The organism is Capilliphycus salinus ALCB114379 (genome assembly GCF_047276495.1).
GTDB classification, from domain to species: domain Bacteria; phylum Cyanobacteriota; class Cyanobacteriia; order Cyanobacteriales; family Microcoleaceae; genus Capilliphycus; species Capilliphycus salinus.
This window is the reverse complement of sequence record NZ_CP178543.1, coordinates 1,952,787-1,971,873: the sequence shown is the minus strand read 5'-3', so window position 1 is coordinate 1,971,873 and position 19,087 is coordinate 1,952,787. Positions and strand designations below refer to the sequence as shown.

Here is a 19,087-nt window from a genome sequence, read left to right as displayed (position 1 = left end):
TAACAGGGCTTGTATTCCGCTTTTTCTAGGTCAAGCTTGCCAGTGACTTTTCTGTGAGCGAGGGGGCAATGACCAGCTTTTCACCTCACCTAAAGTTACTGGCATCTGAAGCACCACATCAAGGGTAAAGCGGAAAACCTTGCGCCCCCGACGACTACTTTCCGGGTCGAAAAACTCAAGCTTGACATCCCAACAGTCACTGTTGATGCGACAGAAGGGGCTTTTTTCGACTTTAATGGTGTCGAGTTGACGGCGATCAGCGATCGCTTTGGCAAAGACCGAAGCCGCTTGGAAGATGTTGGTGGCGGCGAAGTTGAGGGCGCGATCGCGGGAAGTCTGACCCACATTGCGGAGATCGTTGTAGACTCGGTTGAGGAACGCTGTCAAAGCTTGTTGGACGAGGGGTGCTTGGGCTTCGTCCACCTGACGAGAGATCGCCGCCATCGCCGCGTTGACCAGGGTATTCACTTTCCAGCCGTACATTCCTCGGAGGTCATGGACTTTCACGACTGGCACCACCTGACCAGAGAATAGTTCAACTGTGCGGTTAGTTTGTCGGGCGGGGATGCTAATTCGTTCTACAAATTCATCACTGCTTTCTGGTTCCAGTTGACCCGCCAACATCAGCAGAAATATCTCGTAGATTTCCGTTGAAAACGGTCCTGTTGGTTCTAGGACATAGATGGTGTCTCCATCCAAGCTCAACGTCCAGATCAACGAACGGCTTTCGTCTGGGTTGCGATCCAGGTGTTCAACCATCTGACGGGGATCGTAGGGGTCTGGCGGCACCATGATGCCGTTGACTTCGGCGGGAGCCATCCGTTCTTTGAAAGTATCAACACGGGTTTCATCGCCAAAGTCGTAGCTCAAGGTTCCCAGAGCATAAACATTCCCAGAGAAAGCGGTACTTGCTTCAACGGTACTCGGATCGGAACTAGACAACTCAGCAACACCAGGGGTTTCTGCTGCTGGGCTGGGTGTAGCGGTTTGTCCTGCGATCGCCGAGTCGGTAACGGAATTTTCTGCGATCGCCGCCTCAACAGTCGGACTAGGGGCTGAACTGGCTGATATCGCTGTCGGGGTAGGTAGGGCATAACCGGCCGATTCGGTGCGGGTCACTTGGTCGCCCGCAAAGGAAATGGTAACAGAAGGTTGTCCAAACAGCACCTTCATCGCCCCAGGGATATTCACAAAGCCGCGTAGACAGCGTTCTGGTTCTTCTACAACGTTTGGGTCACAGGGAATAGCAGTATTCAGCAGTGCGGTTCGGACGGCTTCAGCATCAACAGTTTTGCCCTGTTGCACTTGCAAACTCATTAACAGCGCGGAAATACCCGTCATCACCGGAGCCGCCATACTGGTTCCGGTTAGGCGCACAGGTTTTTCCGTGCAAGGTTGCGCTCCGAGAATATCTTCACCCGGAGCAAGGATACCCTCTTCTGCATTATTGCCGCCCCAGTTACTAAAGTGGCAGGGCGTACCATCAACTTTTGCGGCTCCCACTGCCAAAGTTCCCGGCAGCACAGCAGGCAGACACCAGCATTCGCCTAAATTGTTCCCCGTCGGCGAGACGATCAAAATATTGTTGTCAATACATTTTTTAATCGCTTTAACTAGGATTTCTTCCCCTTCACCGGTTTGGGTTGGGCGACAAAAAGCGCAGTGGATAATATTTGCACCCAACTCTAAGGCTAACTCAAAGGCACGAGCCATATTAAGGGGAGACACCACATCGTCATAGTTCCCTCGTACTAGAGCATCCTGGGGCATATTAATTACCCGACAGTTAGGAGCCAGGCCAAAAACAGGACTATGTTCTTGACCCACGATGGTACTGGTGACATGACAAGCATGGTCATTGAGTTCAACACGATTTATGGTGTCGGGTATAGCACTTTCAAGTGCCTCTTGTTTCGCTTTGCCCTTTAGCCCCTGGTCTCGGATGGCTTGAAAGGTGGCGTAATCTTCTGGGCTGATTGGATCGGCTGGTTCATGCCAGTAGGGAAACACCTTAGAAACGTTGGCTCCGGCAAAACAGGATAATGTGTGGTCTGGGTTGCCATCTAGAATTACAATCGTGATCCGAGGATCGCCTAATGTTTGGTTGTGAAGTTCAGCCAGTCCGGGAATGCGATCGTCCAGGTCGTGGGGATGGAGTGCGATCGATAGTTGGGTTGCAGAACTCTCAACTTCACTGGCTGAAACCCCTGCTGATTTTTCTCCTTCAGCGACACCCGATGAATCTGGAGTCCCAACGCTCGCATCTGAAGGAGCCATGTCCTCAATTTGCACCGAGGTATTCTCAGGACTTTCGCCTACATCAGTCTGTGGATTTTCTGCCACTAACCCAACTGACTCAGCTTCACTAAACTCCTGACTTTTCACGGGATCTGGAAAACCTCTCTCCAAACCTCTCTCCTGCAAGGAGAGAGGCTTTGAATTCTCCTCCTTCCCTGAATAAAAGGCTTCGTCCTCTGCCATCCCTCCTTGTAGGGGGGGTTGGGGGGTTAGGTCTAGCGTTGATTTTTCTACATCATGTGAAAAGTCAGCACCAAACTCACTTTCAGCCTCAACTCCAGCCAATTCGGTCTCACTGGCTGAGACAGTTGCTTCAGCAGGTTCTTCTGAGCCATCCACCTCCATCGACTCCAGCCCACTTGCTTCAACATTGCTGTTAGGCAACGAACCAATGGCAAATTCTCCGACAGCCGACTCTTCCACATAGTCTAGACCCGCCACCAGACCAAAAGCATCGCTATCCGCACTCGGCTGCCCACAGGGAGCCAGACCCATATTGGTTGCCACCAAATAAAAGTTTTGTTGTAGCACCCCAACGTGCTTAAGCACCAGCGCATAGCCCACAGAGCGATAGTTACGAAATAGCCGACCAAACCGTGCCGTAATCACCAATAGCACTTGTGGGTTAAAACCCATCCGAGAAATGTCATAACCAACCAGAGCAAAAATGTCGTCATCCTTCGATTCAACAATCTGTTCTAGATGGTGATTCAGAGGGTCGTAGTGATACACTCCTTGGTGCAAGCCTTGACAAAGCCGTACCACTGGATAAATTTCTAATTCATACATTGCCCCACCACCGGGATAGGGGCGACGGCTCAACTCGCCAAAGTCAAAATCTGCTCTCAAACCTAGTTCTTCTGGCCAATTCTTGCCTAGCCACTCTTCTACGCCAGCTAATTCCTTAACACGAGCAGTGCGATACAGTAGTTCACCCAGTTCCTTGATCGATATCGGATGGTTATCGTCATATTCTCGAACCGATTTTCGGGCTTCGATCGCTTCTGTAAGCGTCGCATCATTACACATCAAGGCTCCCAAGTTCGGACGTGGCAGCGGCACAATCTGATCGCTCATGGGCGGTTTCACTACCGGGAAATCTGACCACTGCTCAATGTCAATATCTTTGACTGGGTAGTCATGGCGACCTAAGCGACTGCGACTATGGAACAGCAGGTTATGGAAGTCCCAAAGCTGAAGCGAGGGGGGTTCGGGGTCAGCCGTCAGAAACCCTGCTGCCCACAGCAGGTTGAGAAACTGATAGGCGGTTTCTGCTCCCAAGTACGGCGGTGGCGTCAGTGATCCTAAAGTTTGGGGCTGGGCCAGTTGAGCTAAGATCGCACTGGCTCGCCAGTCGAGGAGCTTGACCCGAAACTTCGACAGGGGGGACTCCAGTACCATTGTGCCTTCGTAGGGATGCTGATAGGCAAAACGGGAAAGGCTGAGGCGGGTTTGTGTCCAGTAGGGTTCGGTGAGATTCAACTCGGCGGAATCCACCATCGGAATCACCACTGCTAGGGGCAATACAGCATAACTCAACCAACCTCGCTCATCCAATTGTTGTAGCATCTGCCCAAACTGTTCCCCGGCAGCCTGACCCTCGAGTTCGGCTAACCCTTGCACGAGTGATTCAGGGGTGGTGTTGCCTGCCTTGAGACTATCAAGAGCCATACCTATTCCGGGCGTTGTGGCAAGGGTTAGCCAAGTATTTGGCTCAGATTCGGCTCCGTGCAGGGTATAACCGTCTTTAGTGCTGGTGACTTGGACAGCAGGGTTAAGGGAAATAGCAAAAGGGCAATTGTTCATATTGATTGATAATGGTAAACAATAATTAGATAGGTGGGAAATTGAAAAAAAGTTATAATAAAATCTTATAACTTGTAGGATGGGTTAGGCGCGGGGATGATTTTGGGGAAAAACCAATAAGTTTTGATTCCGCGCCGTAACCCATCACCATTCTGTATAGAGATCGGCTATCCAAACTCCCAAATTGCTAACGAGTTACCCACATTTAACTGTGCATTTTTACCAAAAGTAAAGGTTTTTTCCTGCTGTAATTGCTCTTTGAGAGTGCAAACAACCTTGCGAATTCGATAACGGGGAGCAAATTTCTGGCAGACTTGTACAATAAAACCCTGAGAATGATAAATAGTAATATCTCCTACGCTAGATGATTCATAGCCAAAAGCTTGAAGGAGTAATGCCAACTCCTCCTGTTCCGATAAAGTCAATTCCAGATGAACTTCTGATATGTCATCAAATAAACAGGTTTCGGAAGTATCAAGGCTTTTTAGATAAGCAGCACGGTTAAAGCAACCATCACTGGTAAGTTTGATGTTTTTATACTTTAAATAATCCTGATGAAATTCCATCAACCAAGAAGCAAAGGCTTCTCTCTCTACTGGGTTGATGGACAAATAATGAAACCAGGGAACTTTTCCATCTTCGGTTTGACGAACTTGCAAATCTGAAAGTATTTCTTTAGCTCCTAATAAGGGTCTAAGCTTTTCCTGTACAATATCAATCTCTCCTGATTGTTGACTATTAAAACCAATACCAGAAAAACCTTCTCTTAACCCTTCAGCACCGCCGGGAGGAAAAAGCTCTAGATAGGAATGTTTTCCCCTGAGATAAATTCCCGTCCAGCTTTCTGCATCAGTTTTTACAGTATCTCTGGACATGGAGCAGAATTCTTGCTTAATAAACTCTGATTTGGCAATTGAATCTAGGGTTTCTGGGTCGAGGGTAACATATAAATGGTTAAATTCTATTCCCAGAGTCTTACTTTTTGAGCCTGATATCATGTTATTTTCAATCATTATAATTAAAGTGGAGACGGGGAGAGGGGGATCTGTGAAATTATCAGAAATGGAATCTTATTTGATGTTAAAATTTGGGGTGGTGTAATCTCAGAAGGTTATGATTTTTTTCAGACTGTTGAACGATTGTTTAGCACGCTAACTGAAGGAGAGATTTATTATGTTCTGGTTGGTATGCTCGTTTTACTCAGCTATGTAGAGGGGCGCAATACTCAAAATATTTACCTGATGTTGTTAAGCTATTCGGTTAAGCTAGATTTGGTTATCCATATTACGCAATATAAATTATTCGTTGATGCTTTAAAGAGAGGGCAAATCTTGACGACATTGATCGCGTTCATTATAAAAAATACTGAAGTTTTCCAGTCGATTTTTTTCTAGTTCTGACTCTGTTAAAACCACACCCCCAGAAGTGATGCAATCTTGACTAAGACAAAAGCTGTATATCCTATCACCTAAACTGTTGAATGAGAAATATTTTCTTATGTCTTTAATATCATCAGAATGAAATATCAGCAGTGGCTCTACATTCTTTGCTTTAGAAAAACTGACTGCCAAGAGAGTCGATTTTTTTAAGATAGAATTGACTTTTGGTGAGAATTTTTTTTGAATATAATCTTTTAAATATTTGCCTCGATTTAATATATGGCTCTTATATTTATCTCCCAGAGCAGCCGGCCATAACTCAACATTGCTATAGCCATTCAAAAACATATTAAACCCAATTACAATAGTACTTTTGAGTAATACTTGTAGCAAATCGGATGAATAGCTACCACCATCAAGTTCTATCGCTGTCCTCACTAATTCTTCAGGATATTCTTCAAATTCAATATGCATATATATCTTTATGCAAGAATCCTCATGTCTCGGCCGTAGGTCAATTCCTATCGTGTTGTTTACTATCTTATGCGAGCCAATGTGTACCGCTACAAACTTCTCCAGCAAGTCACGATTGAGTCTAACACCTATTTGACTTTCAACTTTATCCAAAAACTTTACAGCATCAGTCCAGCTTCTCGGCCATGTGTGTTCTTCATTAGAAACTTGAAAATCAACTGCAAACAACTGGTCAGCTTCAACATGACACATGGGTTCAACACCACAAGTACCTTCTATTCCAAGTACTGCCTCTTCAAAGAGCGAAAGAATAAACGTTGGCTCAACATCAAAAGCCTGTTGATGAGTTTGGATAAACTGAACACGGCGATCTTTGAGATGATTTTCTTGAAGCATAAAAGTTAGGGTCATTATCTTAGTAAGTTAAATCGCATCACTATCATTTTCGTCGCTACTCTTAGTTAGAGTTAGGTACTCTAACCAAGAGTATGGATTGCCTGGTCGTCAGTCTAAGGACTTAACAACCAAAAAGAACGAAGACGAGGTAGATTTTAAAATTGCACAAAACTCAGGATATAGTAAAGTTTTGACTGCAAATTAAAATCTATAACCTCGTCAACAACTTACAGCCTATAAAATCACTGCGATGGCAACAGGAGGTTAACTGTCGTGCCATTAAAGTGAGCTAGGCTATATCTTTTTATGCTTCCGCATCATCGAAAGCACACATTGTCGCACAAATAGTGGCAGATGCTTCTGCACCATCGAAAGCACACATTGTCGCACAAGCAGTAAAAGATGCTTCTGCACCATCGAAAGCACACATTGTCGCACAAGCAGTGAAAGATGCTTCAAGACCATTACCACCGAGAGCTTCCTCAGAGAGTTCAGCTAAGTAGCTGGGGAGTTTACCGGTGGTGGTACGGAACACAGGCTTGCCTTGTTGAGGCAGAATGTTTTTCTTATCCATTGGAGTAATCCTCATCTTGTTGTTTGCTTTGTTAACCCGTTAGGGGTGGGTCAGTCCCCTTCTTCTTTGGGAAGAAGCTTGGTGGGGCAAGGATATGTAGAGAAATCTGTCGCCCCTAAACTTTAAAAAACTTAAAATGGGATGTTGGTATGGTTCAATTCCTCTTCAGCTAGTGGCGCATCGAGCCATCCCAGCTTTACGGGTATGTCATAGAGCCGTCCCGATCCAAACCGCGTCCAAAAAGTTCGCATTCCTGGTATAATCACCTTGACCACATTCAAGCCGATGTCCGGTCGCGTTTGGTCTAATACCATCACTTCCAGTCCTGCTGTTTGAGCAGTTTTGACACAATTCATCACATCGGTGTAAATATCATCACTCCAGCGTTTTGGGTAATCACTGGCAGTTTTCATCGGCTGAGAGGGATCGGGAGCTAACCAAGGATGATTTTCCACTGTTACATTCAGCATCCAGTCCTTGGACTCGCCATCAAGCTTATCATCGGGAACTTTGTCCAACTCTAATCCCACTTGACTGACTTCAGTTAAGGCGCGGAGAATCGCAATCGTCGGGTCAAGGTGCGCCCCGAAGCCGATGGAGATCCGTTCTGAAGTACCCACAGTGCGCCGAGAAAACCCTGCAAAGGCTGGAATCCCTAGATCAGCAGTGACATCCAATACCCATAACTCACGATTTTGTTGCTGATAGAATTGCTGTAAATCGGCAAAATATGGTTCATCAAAGGTACTCAGATCTACGGCAGGACGGCGTATCCGGTTGTACCACCACATGGCGATACTGTCCCGCTCTACCAGTTCCAGAAATCCTTGCAGGATCGCCTCTTCTAAAGTATTACCCGCAGCATTACCGTTAGAATCGGCTTTACAGAAGCGCTGTTCTTCGGGCAAAGGATAACCGTAGTAGCAAAAGGCAGTAGGGACATATTTATGCTTCTGCTCCGTCAATGACCATACAGGTGTCCAGTCGATCGCTTGACTAACATCAAAACGGTGAGGAATCCAACGATAAGCGGCGGCTGAACCCTGAGCATTTAACTCTTCCCGGTTGGCATATTGCTTGTCGCTAAAGTACAGCAATGACTCAGGATGTAAGGCTAAGTCTCCCAGTTCCGCCAAAGTTGCCCGTTTGCGGGGTTCATCTCCCTGAAAAATGCCCGAATAGCGTTCTATGGCTTCACATAAACCACTGGCACGGGATTGAATATCAGTTTTACCCTTACCAGAACTCTTGTATTTCAAAGTATTCCGTAAACCCCGCAGAGTGGTAGCACTGCCAAAGGCATGACCTGCCTTGTAGGTATGCACCAAAGGATTAGCCGGATCAGTCAGTCTGACCAGTTCTGTCACTACCCCAGTTATGGGGCTGACGAGATGTTGATATTTCTGTACTGTTTGCTCTGGAGTAAAGGCACGATGACCGCCATCATGGGTAAAGTGTTTACGCCGCGATACCAGTTTTACGGGTTCAAAGCCTTGTCGATGCAAAATCTGGCGATCGCCACAGCTAGAACATTGGGGTCGCCGGACGAGAACATGACTTTTCAAGTCAATAACTGTGTGGTTGAAGGTGATAATTTTGCCATCGAGAGTGGGAAAAAACACGGTTCCCGGTGCAGTGGCATTGACGTATTGCTTGACAATGCACTTGGCAATCTCCGTGGCTGCAAACTGTAGCCCCGTTTGCAGGGTGGAAGGCAGGGTTGCCCGTGCGGTAGGCAAGCAGCCCATTACAGAACCGGACTGACCATTACGTTGCTGCTGGGCTTGTTTTTGCCGCAATACTGACGCCTCGACTTCGCGGTTGCCCCGTAGCCGATGGGCTAGACAGTCCCAACACCCCGTCTTGCCCGGAACAAACACAGGCCCCAGCCACAGCACACTGCCTACAGGTTTGACGAGTAGCCAAGTTTGTTGACTCTCTAGTGCCTGTTTATTAATCTTGGCGAGTTCGGGCTGCAAATAGTCATCGGTTAACACCACGTTGAGCGCCGTTGGAGAACCTGCTTCCGTTGGCGTCTGCACGGAAATACCAATGTCCCGCAGAGCCGTTGTCAGGGCTGCTACCGTCACTTCACTGATGTTGCCCACTGGGGTTAGGGTTACAGGCTGCCGTAAAGCTTCCGCAGCAACCGGAGGTGCAATCCCTAACTCGCTCCAAAATGCCGCCACTTCCGAGGACAGTTCCGGGGCTGCCTCAGTCAGATAACCTTTCTCAGCGAGGCGCTCCAGTACATAGTCGATGTATTCTGGTGGGACTTCCCCATCCAGCTTTTCGACAATCTGCTCACGGCTGTACTGCCCATCCAAGAGGGGCAAAATCTGGCAGTAAAGCTGTCCGGTGAGGGCATAGTTAGCCTGTTCGCCAAGGAGATAGACTTGCTTTGGCTCGATCACCTCGACATGAAAGTGGGGTTGAATTTGGAGCAGTGGGGTGGATTGCATAAAACGAACAGTCAGTGATTAAGTGGACGATAACAAGACCAGCAGCAGCAGCTAGGGGTTAAGCCCAGATGCGACCGCGCCGGAAGGATTTAGGGTCTTTGTCTGATTTCTTGGCTTGATCCTTGACGTATTGGCACCAGTAGGAATAATCTTGCAGCCCGGTCTGGGAAGTGGGAACGTAAGACTTTTTGGGTTCAGGCGTTGCGATCGTCGTCGGTTCAGACTTGCTCGGTTCAGACTTGCTCGGTTCAGGGTTAGAGGGGACTTCCGAGGATGTTGTTGTGGTTTTGTTCTTGCTCATAGTGTCCTTGGATGTTTAGGGTTGGCTGAGGGCGAGTGATTAGCAGCCCATTAATAGAATCCTCCCATGCTGCCAAAGCCGCCCCAGCCCTGGCTGGCTGAACTTTGGCTGGCACTAGAGTGCATCACTTGGTTGAAACTACGGTTGGCAAAGGCTGGAGGATCGTTATAGTTAGCGGCATGGAGCAGATCCATCCGAATATGCACCAAATCTTCGGGACGACCATTTTCGAGATCCACGCACAGTGCTGGCTGGATGAAATGGGGACGTTTAATCGGGGGAGATAATAGAGGAAGTCGCATAGTTTAGGATTCTCCCTATGGAGAGTATTAATCAACTGAACACATCTGCATCTTTTAGTGAGAGTGGGGTCTACTATTGCACTCTCACTAAAATTGTGCGGCTCCTTAGTAGGGAGAAGACCAAGAACGAACTTCGCCGAGGGTGACAGGAATTAGATCGCTGACATCAATGGTAAAGCGGTAAATCTTCTTGGCACGGCGGCTGTTTTCCGGGTCGAAGAACTTCAGCTTCACATCCCAGCAGTCGCTATCCATCCGACAGAAGGGGCTTTTCTCTACCGTCACGCTATCGAGTTCCATGCCAACGGCTACCGCTTGGCTGAAAGTTTGGGCGGCTTGGAAGGCGTTGGTAACGGAGAAGTTGAGGGCGCGGTCTTGGGAAGTGGTTCCCAAGTTGCGGAGGTCGTAGTAGATGCGGTTGAGGAAGCCATCCAAGGTTTTGCGGATCGTTTCTTCGTCAGCAGTGCCATCTTCAGCTTGTACCGCGCCCATCGCTGCGCTGACCAGGTTGTTGACTTTCCAACCGTAGAGGCCACGAGTGCTTTGGGGTTCAATCACCGGGATGACTTGACCGGAGAAGAGTTTGACCTTACGTCCAGTTAAAATACCGGGGATACTAACGCGCTCAACGTATTCGGCATCGTTTTCCGGTTGGATTTGACCTGCCAGGAGTTCTTGAAGGGCGCGGTATGCTTCCGCCGCGAAGGGGCCAGCCGGATCGATCGCATAGACCGGAGTCAGTTCAATGTTCAATGTCCAAATCAGCGATCGCGCCTCGGAGATGTTTTCCCCTAGATAGTCCACCATCTGACGGGCGTCGTAGGGGTTGGCGGGAACCATCACTCCTCCACCTAAATCAAAGGGAGGCATGAGTTGTTTAAATGAGTCCCGGCGTGCTTCTGTTCCGAAGTCGTAGCCGAGGGTTCCTAAAGCATAGACAAGCTGACCCATGTCGGCAAGTTCGCTGGGGGCTTGGCTGGCAGTGACGGAATTAGCAGTAAAGTTGGGCATCATGGGTTGTTGAGTTACAGGGGTGGGCAATGATTGAATCAAGTCTTGCAAGTTAGGACTGTTGCTCGGAACTGCCCCAACTGCTGGACTGGCTGCTGCAACCGAGCCTTGAGCGGGTTGCTCTTGCTGGGCGGCAGTGGCTTCACCTGCGTTGGTTAGACCGCCACCACAACCGCAGCCTGCGGCTTGTACTTCTGATACCTCGACTGATGTGAATTCCTCAGCCATTTTTCCTCCTTTTACTAACGTTATGGCTCCAGAGACGTTCAGTTTGCCTGCCAGACACCGCCGGGTTTCTTCTGGCAAGTCAGGGTCACAGGGTAAGGCACTCTGCAACAAGATTTGACGAACTTTTTGGGGGTCGGGGGTTTCTCCTTGCTCCCGTTGAAGACTGAGTAACACGGCTGCTACACCGGAGACAATTGGCGTGGCTAAACTTGTCCCACTCAGGCGGTGGGTGCCACCACCCGGTTTCGCCCCCAGGATGTCTTTGCCAGGGGCCAGGATTCCTTGGTTTTTGTAGGTTTCGCCCCAGTTGCTAAAGTCGAGGGGTTTGCCATTCCCATCCATCGCCCCGACCGCTAGCACCGAGGGCAAGGCTGCGGGTACGTGTAAGCAATCGCAACCATTGTTTCCAGCCGCAGCGACCAGCAAGACGTTATTTTGTCTGCACAGACGAACGGCATTCTCTAGCCAGCCATCGGCTTCGCCAAAGTCGGTCAGTTGACCTCCACTGAGGTTGATCACGTGGGCTCCAGCATTGACCGCTTGCTCGATTCCCCGAGCCAAATCTAATTGGGAAGTCTTGCGGCGGTCATCGGCAAAGATCGGCACGATTATCCCCTTGCAATGGGGAGCGATTCCCTGCACTGGGCTGCCCGGTTGCCCAAAGATAATGCTGGCAACGTGGGTTCCGTGCATGGACATATTGCCATCAATTCTAGGAGCCTCTTGAACCAAGGTGGGAAGATAGGTTAGATCTGCGCCTTGGAAGCAAGGATGATTTTGGTCAACAGGACCATCCAAAACAGCCACACAAATACTACTATCTCCTTGGGAGATGGTACTTAATTTCTCTAGCATTTAAACGTATTTATTCCAAATACTAATCAGCATAGAGTCGTTCTTTTACATCTATTGATAGCTGCGTTTTTACTTTCAATGTAAGCGAATAAAAAGCAGGCTAATTTAAGTCTAATCTTTAAAAGAAGACTATCATAACAGTGTCTTGAAAAAAAGGAATTAGTTTGAGTGATGCACAATCGTCTGTTGGCTAGATGATCCCACACACGGTTCCTTGAAATGACTGGTTTGTTAAATTGGCTAGTGGAAGAGCGTTTAGCTCAATGCCAACTCACTAAAGATATCTAAGCATAATCAAAGCACAGATGTCAATCTTGATACAATGTTTAACAAAGTTATCTTTGGCCATAATAAGTTGGACAAAAGGGAAATTGACTGACGACTAGTCTTGGAGTACGTCAATTGCCTATTCGCGATAATTGCTATTTCTGTGATCAAACCTTGGGGAAGACGAAAATCTCCATAACTTAGCAGGCTTACTTCCCCCGAAGCGTATTCGGTGGGGATGTAAGCCGGAAATCAAAGGAACGGAGATTTCCAATTTTTTCAATCTTAACTCAAATTCCCAAATTTTCGATAAAATCAAAGAGCAAATCGGTTGAGAAACAACAGAGTTAGATGTCACAAAATCAAGGTGATTTGGTACGATATCAGATTCGAGTTCCTGAAGAACTCTATCAGCAACTAGCAGCGATCGCGATCGGTAAGGGAGCCAAACTTCATCCCCGGACAAAACGACCTCAACTTTCAGAAACGATAGTCGAATTGTTGCAACTCGCACTCGAACAGTATGACTCGACCCAGGAGGAGCAATTACATAAAGAAACATCTCCAGACCTAGAGTTGATTCAAAACCAAATCGCCGACAGTCAAAGACAACAATCTCAACAGTTTAATCAACTATTTAATACTCTTATAGAAGCTCAACGACAAACTCAAGCCGAACTCAATCGTCTTTATTCACTTTATTATAAACTTTGCGATCGCGTTAAAAAAGAAGAAGAAACGCCCGAGAAAATCTGGGATTCCTATCAATCTCCTCAGCAATTGATGCGTCCTTTAGAATCCTATTCAGCCGGACCCTGGATGGTTAATCGTCAATGGTTGAGTCTCAACGGTTGCTTTAAAGAAGAAGCCTTTAACGAGTGGAATCATGGAGAAGTTCGCCAAGATCAGCGAGGGAATTTCTGGCGACGAGTTGATATGGCGAATACAACCGAAAATTTTCAAATTCCATCGAATTTAGCCGAGTCTCAAATTTTTTATGTGTTAGCCGAGTAGAAAAATCCGATCTCAAATCTTGGCAAAAAAAGAAGGGGAAATAGATTGACGACTTCTCCATTCCCCTTCCCTTAAAGCTGACAATGCGGTTAAACTAGATGTAAATTCACAATCGCGATCTCGAAGTCATAGAAGAGTTCTAGGATTCGGGAAAATCGGGAATTACCCACTGGGGGGGTTCCATGCGTTTTTTGCGAACGGCTTCTTCAGCCATATCGAGCATCTGATCTAAGGACGTACTGTTAATGAAGCTTTCTGTGCTTTTGGCATAGTCGCGATTTGGACATTTATCCCCTAAAACGCAGCCATTAACGCAGGCTTCTGCACAATTGATCTTGTTGATATTGTCTGCTTCCACGGTCGTCTCCTCTCAATTCTAACCAGCTTTCGACTTTGGGAAAGTTCGGACGAATTGACATCCTACCTAAACAAACCTAAGTCTATCTTTAAAAATTGTAGTATCATTTCCTATGAATAATTGGATGCAACGCCTAAAAAACCTTGCAGTAGCGATCGCTACTGCAAAGTGCGGCTCTGACTAACTTATTGATTGCAGCTTTAGAAATTTTACTCTTTTGGGGAGCGCCTGCATCCCCGGTTGTGAGTAACGTCTTTCAAATGCTGTTTTCTCCTCCTTTGGGTGTACTCACCCAAGTGGCGATCGCGATCGGTATGGGAGCATTAGCGGTATACTGGTTAGAAGTCTGGCAGCAGCGATACATCCTCAATTCATCGACGCTCTGGCTGTTGGTCGGTTGCTTACTGTTGGGACTGTTGATTAAGTCTTTACTTCGCCTCCCTGACTTTTTAGTTGATTTATCTCGTTTGGCATTTATGGGAATTTTAATCGGGGTTTTTTGGAAAGGAAGACCTTATTGGCGTTAAAAAAGGCGGGAGGAAGAAGCCGGAAAGATTATTTTTAAAACATCCACTTCAAGCATACAAGTTCAACCCCAAACCACTCCCTTCGCCCCTAATTTTTAGCCTAATTTTTAGCCTAATTTTTGGCTTTAAAATCCTTAAACGTTGTTTGAAATTCGTACATCAACCGATTGACATTATTCGTCGCTTTGGGAAAGATATCATATTCCCATTTTCGCTTGCGACTCGCCAACAATTTACCCACATAATCCGATGAACTATTAGAAACAAAATAACAGTTTCCGGCGACTCTCAACTCCGACGAAAAAGCAATAAAAGCCTGAGCCAGTTCTAACTTCAGTTCGGAGGTATAATATTGACAATCAACCGCCATTAAAATCCGAGAAGCCCGGGGTTGTCGTTGGTTCGCCCGACAGCTATCAGCCTCCATTTTATACAATACACAAATATCGCAATCATACAAAACTTTCAAGCGACCATGAATTTTTACCCCCATGTGAATTTCTAAAGGTGGTTTATCTGGAAATTCTATCACCGCATGAGTGTAGGGTTTTGAACGGTCATAAATTTGTCCGGCTCGTTTGCGAAAGACTAACTGTTCTGGGTTGCGTTTGAGAACATCTTTATAATAAACTAACGCTCCTTCATTCCGAGCCGCTTTTATAATAATAGAAAAAACATAAAAGTTGTACAACTCAGAAAGTTCGCTTTCCGATTGAATCTCCGGATGAAGCGTCTGTTTTAACTGTTGGCTAATGTCTTGAATTAGGCGAGTATTAACCGACATCTTTTTCTACCTCTTTCTCTAATTTTTGCAGCAGTTTTAACAACTTTTCAGCTTCTTTTTTGCGATGGGTTGCCAGTTCAACGGGAAATTTAAGATGGGGACTGTTTCGATCAAATGAAGAGGTAAACTGAATCTCCGGTTGCAGATCGGAAGTCGTCGCTTCTTCCCCGAAATTTTTAGCAATTTCCAACTCAATATCAACCGCCTGAACGATGGCTTTTTCCAGAGCATGAATTAATAGCAGAAGTTGTTCTTGTGGGGTATGATACGTTAATTTTAAATCGGGAGATTTCCGCCCCGATACCATTTCTTCAACGGTTTTACCCGCACTAATAACCTCAAGAACTTGTTCGCTTACCCAACCCAATTGAAGTTGATTTAAAATTTCGACCAATTCATCATAAACGGTCAAACAGTCTTGTTCATTCATCACTGTCACCGCCCTACTATTGTTACTAATTTTTCCGAGCTATGCTTTTTGAGAACTGACTCTATTGTAGCGGATTTTTTCCAAAAAATGATTTAAAAGTCAACGAAAATTAACTTATAGCGCGAAGCGCTAGGGAATAGGTGAACCGCGCTACTCCGAATACCCAATAGCCAGATCATTGATTATTGATCCGCAGATCATTTATAATTTGATTATAGAGCTTTGAAAACTATTGCGATTCCCTATTAGTCCAATGATTGTCGGTACTACAGAAGCAGCCCGTATTTTAAAAATCTCTACCGCTCGACTGCGAGTTCTCCTAAGCGCAGGCCGAGTCGAAGGTGCCTATAAGACCGGGAAGATGTGGCTCATTCCCCTGGTTGAAGGCGAACCCACTATTAAGCGAGGTACAAGAGGCCCGGCTCCGCGTTGGCGTAATCTCAAAAAGCCTGCAAAAACGATTGTTCACGTTAATTCTCAAAGAATTCGGCAAAATCAAAAACACCAGGAACAACTTCCCGTGATTACCGTCAAAACGCGCAACACCAATACTTATGGGCATATTGTCGAAATACCGGGAGGATGTCGTGTTGTCTATAGTCCCGATAAACCTCTCCGTTGTGGTGCCAGGGTTTGGATTGAAACCCTACACGAAGTCAAAGTCATCTGTAAGTCAAAATCTCTTGATCTCCCCACACTTTTATGATCGGTATTCAACCGGACTTGATATAAATATACGACTCCCGAAGCACTATATAGCACTACACCGACACGGTGTTTGACATTAGTAAAGGCAGCAAAGCCTCTTATAGTCTACCTCACGACTTGGTGACCTCACGACTTGCGCGTAGCACTATATCGCCTTCAAAAATGATTAAGAGGGCGACCCGATGGACACCCTCCGTGAAAAGTATTAAAATTATCCTTATACAGCTTGATTTTCCGGTTCTAGAGCGCTGTTCGACTCAACTACACCGAAGCCGCAGTGGAAGAATTCGCCAATTCGAGCAGTCGTTCTTGCTGATCGGTAAACACGCAAGCATCAACCACATCATCCAAACCCCCCTCCAAAACCGGTGCGAGAGAGAAGTTTTGACCCAGGCGATGATCGGTAACGCGGTTATCTTTATAATTGTAAGTGCGAATTTTCTCCGAACGGGCGCCGGTCCCCACCTGAGATCGCCGCATAGAAGTCACCGCTTCTTGTTGTTCGCGCAGTTTCATCTCGTAGAGTTTGGCCCGCAAAATCTGCATCGCCCGTTCCCGGTTTTGTAACTGACTCCGTTCTTCGGTACAGAAAATGCGAATACCCGTCGGTTTGTGAAACAGATCGACCGCCGTTTCCACCTTGTTGACGTTCTGACCCCCTGCACCCCCTGAACGAGCCGTACTCATTTCAATATCTTTGGGATCAATGTCCACATCAACCTCATCAACTTCCGGCATCACCGCCACCGTTGCGGTTGAAGTATGAACTCGACCCCCCGCTTCCGTCAGGGGAACCCGTTGCACCCGATGAACTCCGGCTTCAAATTTCAGCTTGCTATAAACCTGATCGCCTTTAATTTCCAAAATCGCTTCTTTAAAACCGCCCATATCCGCCGGCGACTCGCTGACCATTTTCACCTGCCAGTTTTGGCCTTCGGCGTAGCGGGAATACATCCTTACCAAGTCACCGGCCCAGATACTGGCTTCATCGCCTCCGGTTCCGGCTCGGATCTCCAACATGATATTCTTATCATCATTAGGATCGCGAGGTAACAAAAGCACTTTCAAGCGGCTTTCAAGCTGTTCGAGTTGGTTTTGAAGTTCGTCAACTTCCAAAGCCGCCATCTCTTTCATTTCCGGATCTTCTCCGGCTTCCTTGAGGATCTGTCGCGCCCCGGTTAGTTCTTCTTGAGCGGTTTTCCAGAGTTCATAAGTATTCACCACTTCCTCAATAGAAGACCGTTCTTTAGCGATGCGCTGTAGTTCCGTCGGGTTGTTAGACACATCGGGATCGGCAAGTCGCAGAGTTAGCTCCCGAAAAGTCTGCTCGAAAGACTTTAATTTTTCGATTAAATAAGTCTCAGCCATTGTCTCGTTGTCCTTTGTCAGTTGTCAGTTGTCAGAATAGTCGATAAATTGCGGTTGACGGAGGCGGGGGAGTCAGGGAGTAAAAATCTCGGTATTCAAGTCGATTTTGACCCCGCTGACCCTCTAAATTGATGGTGTTTCAAGTTTTACCCCGATGGATCAACCCGATAGAATGTTGAGAGTCAGTTGTCAGTAGAGAACGCTACAGACAACAGACGACAGACAAACGACAACTGAGCTATTTTTCTTGCTGATCGTTTTTCGTTTCGACGGGAGTTTCGCTCACCATGCCATACTTCCGCAAGAAGCGCTCTACCCGCCCTTCTGTATCAATAATCTTTTGAGTTCCGGTGTAGTAGGGGTGATTTCCCGACCACACATCAACGTAAATTTTCGGCTGAGTCGAACCAACGGTCATTACTAATTCGCCGTTGCAATAAACTTCAGCTTCTGGATACCATTCGGGATGAATATCAGATTTAGGCATTGTTTTGATGAAAGAAAAAAAGATTGCTTTGATCTCTATTGTAACGACAATTTACCCTCCAATCCCACAGCAGACAGAGACTTCTTAGAAGTCCCTGTTTCTCCATCGGAGGTCGTCTATCACCCGTCGTTGGGGGTGTGGGTTTATCGTTTCGAGTATTGAGGCGCTTTACGGGCTTTGCGTAACCCATACTTTTTCCGTTCTTTCGCACGGGGATCGCGAGTTAAATAGCCCTCAATTTTCAACGGTTGGCGGTTGTCGGGACTCAGTTCGCACAACGCCCGAGCCACGCCCAGACGGATAGACTCGGCTTGACCGGTTAATCCTCCGCCTTGGACATTGACCAGAATATCATAATCATTTTCTAAGCCGAGAGTTTCCAGAGGGGCTTTAGCCGAGGAAACATAACTGGCGTTAAATTGTAAGTAGGATTCGCCATCTCGACCGTTAATTAACAGTTGTCCGGTACCGGGAACCAGACGAACTCGGGCGATCGAGGATTTACGGCGACCGGTTCCCCAATAGACGGCGCGATCGGTATCAGTTGCTTGCATTATTTATCTCCTGTAGGAATGGTGTTAACAGTAAGGATTTCGGGTTGTTGAGCCTGATGGGGATGATCGGGACCTGCATAAACTTTCAGTTTTTTAAACAGTTGTCGCCCCAGAGCATTTTTCGGCAACATTCCCTTAACCGCTTGTTCGATAATTCGTTCGGGAATCCGATTTTGCAAATGAGCAAAGTTTTCGGTTTTCATTCCTCCCGGTCTACCGGAGTGGTTGCGATACAGTTTTTGGGAGGATTTTTTGCCGGTGACTTGCACTTTTTCGGCATTAACCACAATCACAAAATCCCCGGTATCTAAATGGGGGGTATAAGTGGGCTTTTTTTTGCCGCGAATAATGTTAGCAATTTCCGTGGCAAGCCGACCGAGCCGCTGATCGGCCGCATCGACGACATACCATTTTTGCTCGAGAGTATCGGGGGTGGGAAGGTAGGTTTTTGTTGTCATTTTTCGCTATCCTTTAGCTTTGAGATATCCAGGAATTGGGGCTGGA

Annotated in this window: 18 protein-coding genes; 3 read left to right on the top strand and 15 right to left on the bottom strand. The window is 46.8% G+C overall.

Annotation, left to right across the window (positions count from 1 at the left end; genetic code table 11):
- Positions 1-30 precede the first annotated feature (30 nt).
- From ACL6C3_RS08175 to ACL6C3_RS08140, 8 genes are all read right to left on the bottom strand, one after another.
- Positions 31-4,104: a PatA/PatG family cyanobactin maturation protease gene (locus ACL6C3_RS08175; protein WP_413166666.1), complete on the bottom strand. Its 4,074-nt coding sequence runs from the start codon at positions 4,102-4,104 to the stop codon at positions 31-33.
- A 167-nt stretch (positions 4,105-4,271) separates the two neighbouring features.
- A complete protein-coding gene (locus ACL6C3_RS08170; RefSeq protein ID WP_413166665.1) occupies positions 4,272-5,102 on the bottom strand; it encodes a DUF5829 family protein in 831 nt (276 codons plus the stop codon).
- A gap of 315 nt (positions 5,103-5,417) precedes the next feature.
- A complete protein-coding gene (locus ACL6C3_RS08165) occupies positions 5,418-6,368 on the bottom strand; it encodes a LynF/TruF/PatF family peptide O-prenyltransferase (RefSeq protein ID WP_413166664.1) in 951 nt (316 codons plus the stop codon).
- A gap of 289 nt (positions 6,369-6,657) precedes the next feature.
- A complete protein-coding gene (locus ACL6C3_RS08160) occupies positions 6,658-6,927 on the bottom strand; it encodes a DUF5837 family cyanobactin class RiPP (protein ID WP_413166663.1) in 270 nt (89 codons plus the stop codon).
- A gap of 131 nt (positions 6,928-7,058) precedes the next feature.
- Positions 7,059-9,389 (bottom strand): TOMM precursor leader peptide-binding protein, encoded by a 2,331-nt coding sequence (locus ACL6C3_RS08155; protein ID WP_413166662.1) that lies wholly within the window; start codon positions 9,387-9,389, stop codon positions 7,059-7,061.
- A gap of 58 nt (positions 9,390-9,447) precedes the next feature.
- On the bottom strand, positions 9,448-9,690 hold the full coding sequence (locus ACL6C3_RS08150; RefSeq protein WP_002796591.1) for a cyanobactin biosynthesis PatC/TenC/TruC family protein: 243 nt from the start codon (positions 9,688-9,690) through the stop codon (positions 9,448-9,450).
- Between the two features lie 50 nt (positions 9,691-9,740).
- A complete protein-coding gene (locus tag ACL6C3_RS08145) occupies positions 9,741-9,992 on the bottom strand; it encodes a cyanobactin biosynthesis system PatB/AcyB/McaB family protein (RefSeq protein ID WP_413166661.1) in 252 nt (83 codons plus the stop codon).
- A gap of 105 nt (positions 9,993-10,097) precedes the next feature.
- Positions 10,098-12,086 (bottom strand): S8 family peptidase, encoded by a 1,989-nt coding sequence (locus ACL6C3_RS08140; protein WP_413166660.1) that lies wholly within the window; start codon positions 12,084-12,086, stop codon positions 10,098-10,100.
- 618 nt (positions 12,087-12,704) lie between these two features.
- Here ACL6C3_RS08140 and ACL6C3_RS08135 point away from each other — a divergent pair.
- Entirely contained in the window at positions 12,705-13,367 is a 663-nt protein-coding gene (locus tag ACL6C3_RS08135; protein WP_413166659.1) for a hypothetical protein, read from the top strand.
- A gap of 139 nt (positions 13,368-13,506) precedes the next feature.
- Here ACL6C3_RS08135 and ACL6C3_RS08130 read toward each other — a convergent pair whose 3' ends face one another.
- Entirely contained in the window at positions 13,507-13,725 is a 219-nt protein-coding gene (locus ACL6C3_RS08130; RefSeq protein ID WP_413166658.1) for a hypothetical protein, read from the bottom strand.
- A gap of 188 nt (positions 13,726-13,913) precedes the next feature.
- On the opposite strand from ACL6C3_RS08130, the gene ACL6C3_RS08125 reads away from it, so the two are divergent.
- On the top strand, positions 13,914-14,252 hold the full coding sequence (locus ACL6C3_RS08125; RefSeq protein ID WP_413166657.1) for a peptide chain release factor 1: 339 nt from the start codon (positions 13,914-13,916) through the stop codon (positions 14,250-14,252).
- Between the two features lie 112 nt (positions 14,253-14,364).
- Here ACL6C3_RS08125 and ACL6C3_RS08120 read toward each other — a convergent pair whose 3' ends face one another.
- Together ACL6C3_RS08120 and ACL6C3_RS08115 are read right to left on the bottom strand one after the other, a co-directional pair.
- Positions 14,365-15,036: a hypothetical protein gene (locus ACL6C3_RS08120; RefSeq protein WP_413166656.1), complete on the bottom strand. Its 672-nt coding sequence runs from the start codon at positions 15,034-15,036 to the stop codon at positions 14,365-14,367.
- Positions 15,026-15,466 carry a hypothetical protein gene (locus ACL6C3_RS08115; protein WP_413166655.1) on the bottom strand — a complete coding sequence of 147 codons (441 nt, stop codon included), beginning with the start codon at positions 15,464-15,466 and terminating at the stop codon, positions 15,026-15,028. Before ACL6C3_RS08115 ends, ACL6C3_RS08120 begins: the two co-directional genes overlap by 11 nt.
- A gap of 253 nt (positions 15,467-15,719) precedes the next feature.
- Between ACL6C3_RS08115 and ACL6C3_RS08110 the strand changes: the two genes are divergently transcribed.
- The gene (locus tag ACL6C3_RS08110) at positions 15,720-16,172 is read left to right on the top strand and encodes a DNA-binding protein (RefSeq protein ID WP_413166654.1); all 453 of its coding nucleotides are present in this window, start codon (positions 15,720-15,722) and stop codon (positions 16,170-16,172) included.
- A gap of 263 nt (positions 16,173-16,435) precedes the next feature.
- On the opposite strand, the gene prfA is transcribed toward ACL6C3_RS08110, so the two are convergent.
- The 4 genes from prfA to rplM form a co-directional block, all read right to left on the bottom strand.
- Entirely contained in the window at positions 16,436-17,542 is a 1,107-nt protein-coding gene (gene prfA, locus ACL6C3_RS08105; RefSeq protein ID WP_413166653.1) for a peptide chain release factor 1, read from the bottom strand.
- Between the two features lie 238 nt (positions 17,543-17,780).
- Positions 17,781-18,029, bottom strand: a complete 249-nt coding sequence (rpmE, locus tag ACL6C3_RS08100) for a 50S ribosomal protein L31 (RefSeq protein ID WP_413166652.1) — start codon at positions 18,027-18,029, stop codon at positions 17,781-17,783.
- Positions 18,030-18,172: 143 nt separating this feature from the next.
- Entirely contained in the window at positions 18,173-18,583 is a 411-nt protein-coding gene (gene rpsI, locus ACL6C3_RS08095; protein ID WP_413166651.1) for a 30S ribosomal protein S9, read from the bottom strand.
- On the bottom strand, positions 18,583-19,041 hold the full coding sequence (gene rplM / locus ACL6C3_RS08090) for a 50S ribosomal protein L13 (RefSeq protein ID WP_413166650.1): 459 nt from the start codon (positions 19,039-19,041) through the stop codon (positions 18,583-18,585). The genes rpsI and rplM overlap by 1 nt, the downstream gene beginning before the upstream one ends.
- Between the last annotated feature and the right edge of the window lie 46 nt (positions 19,042-19,087).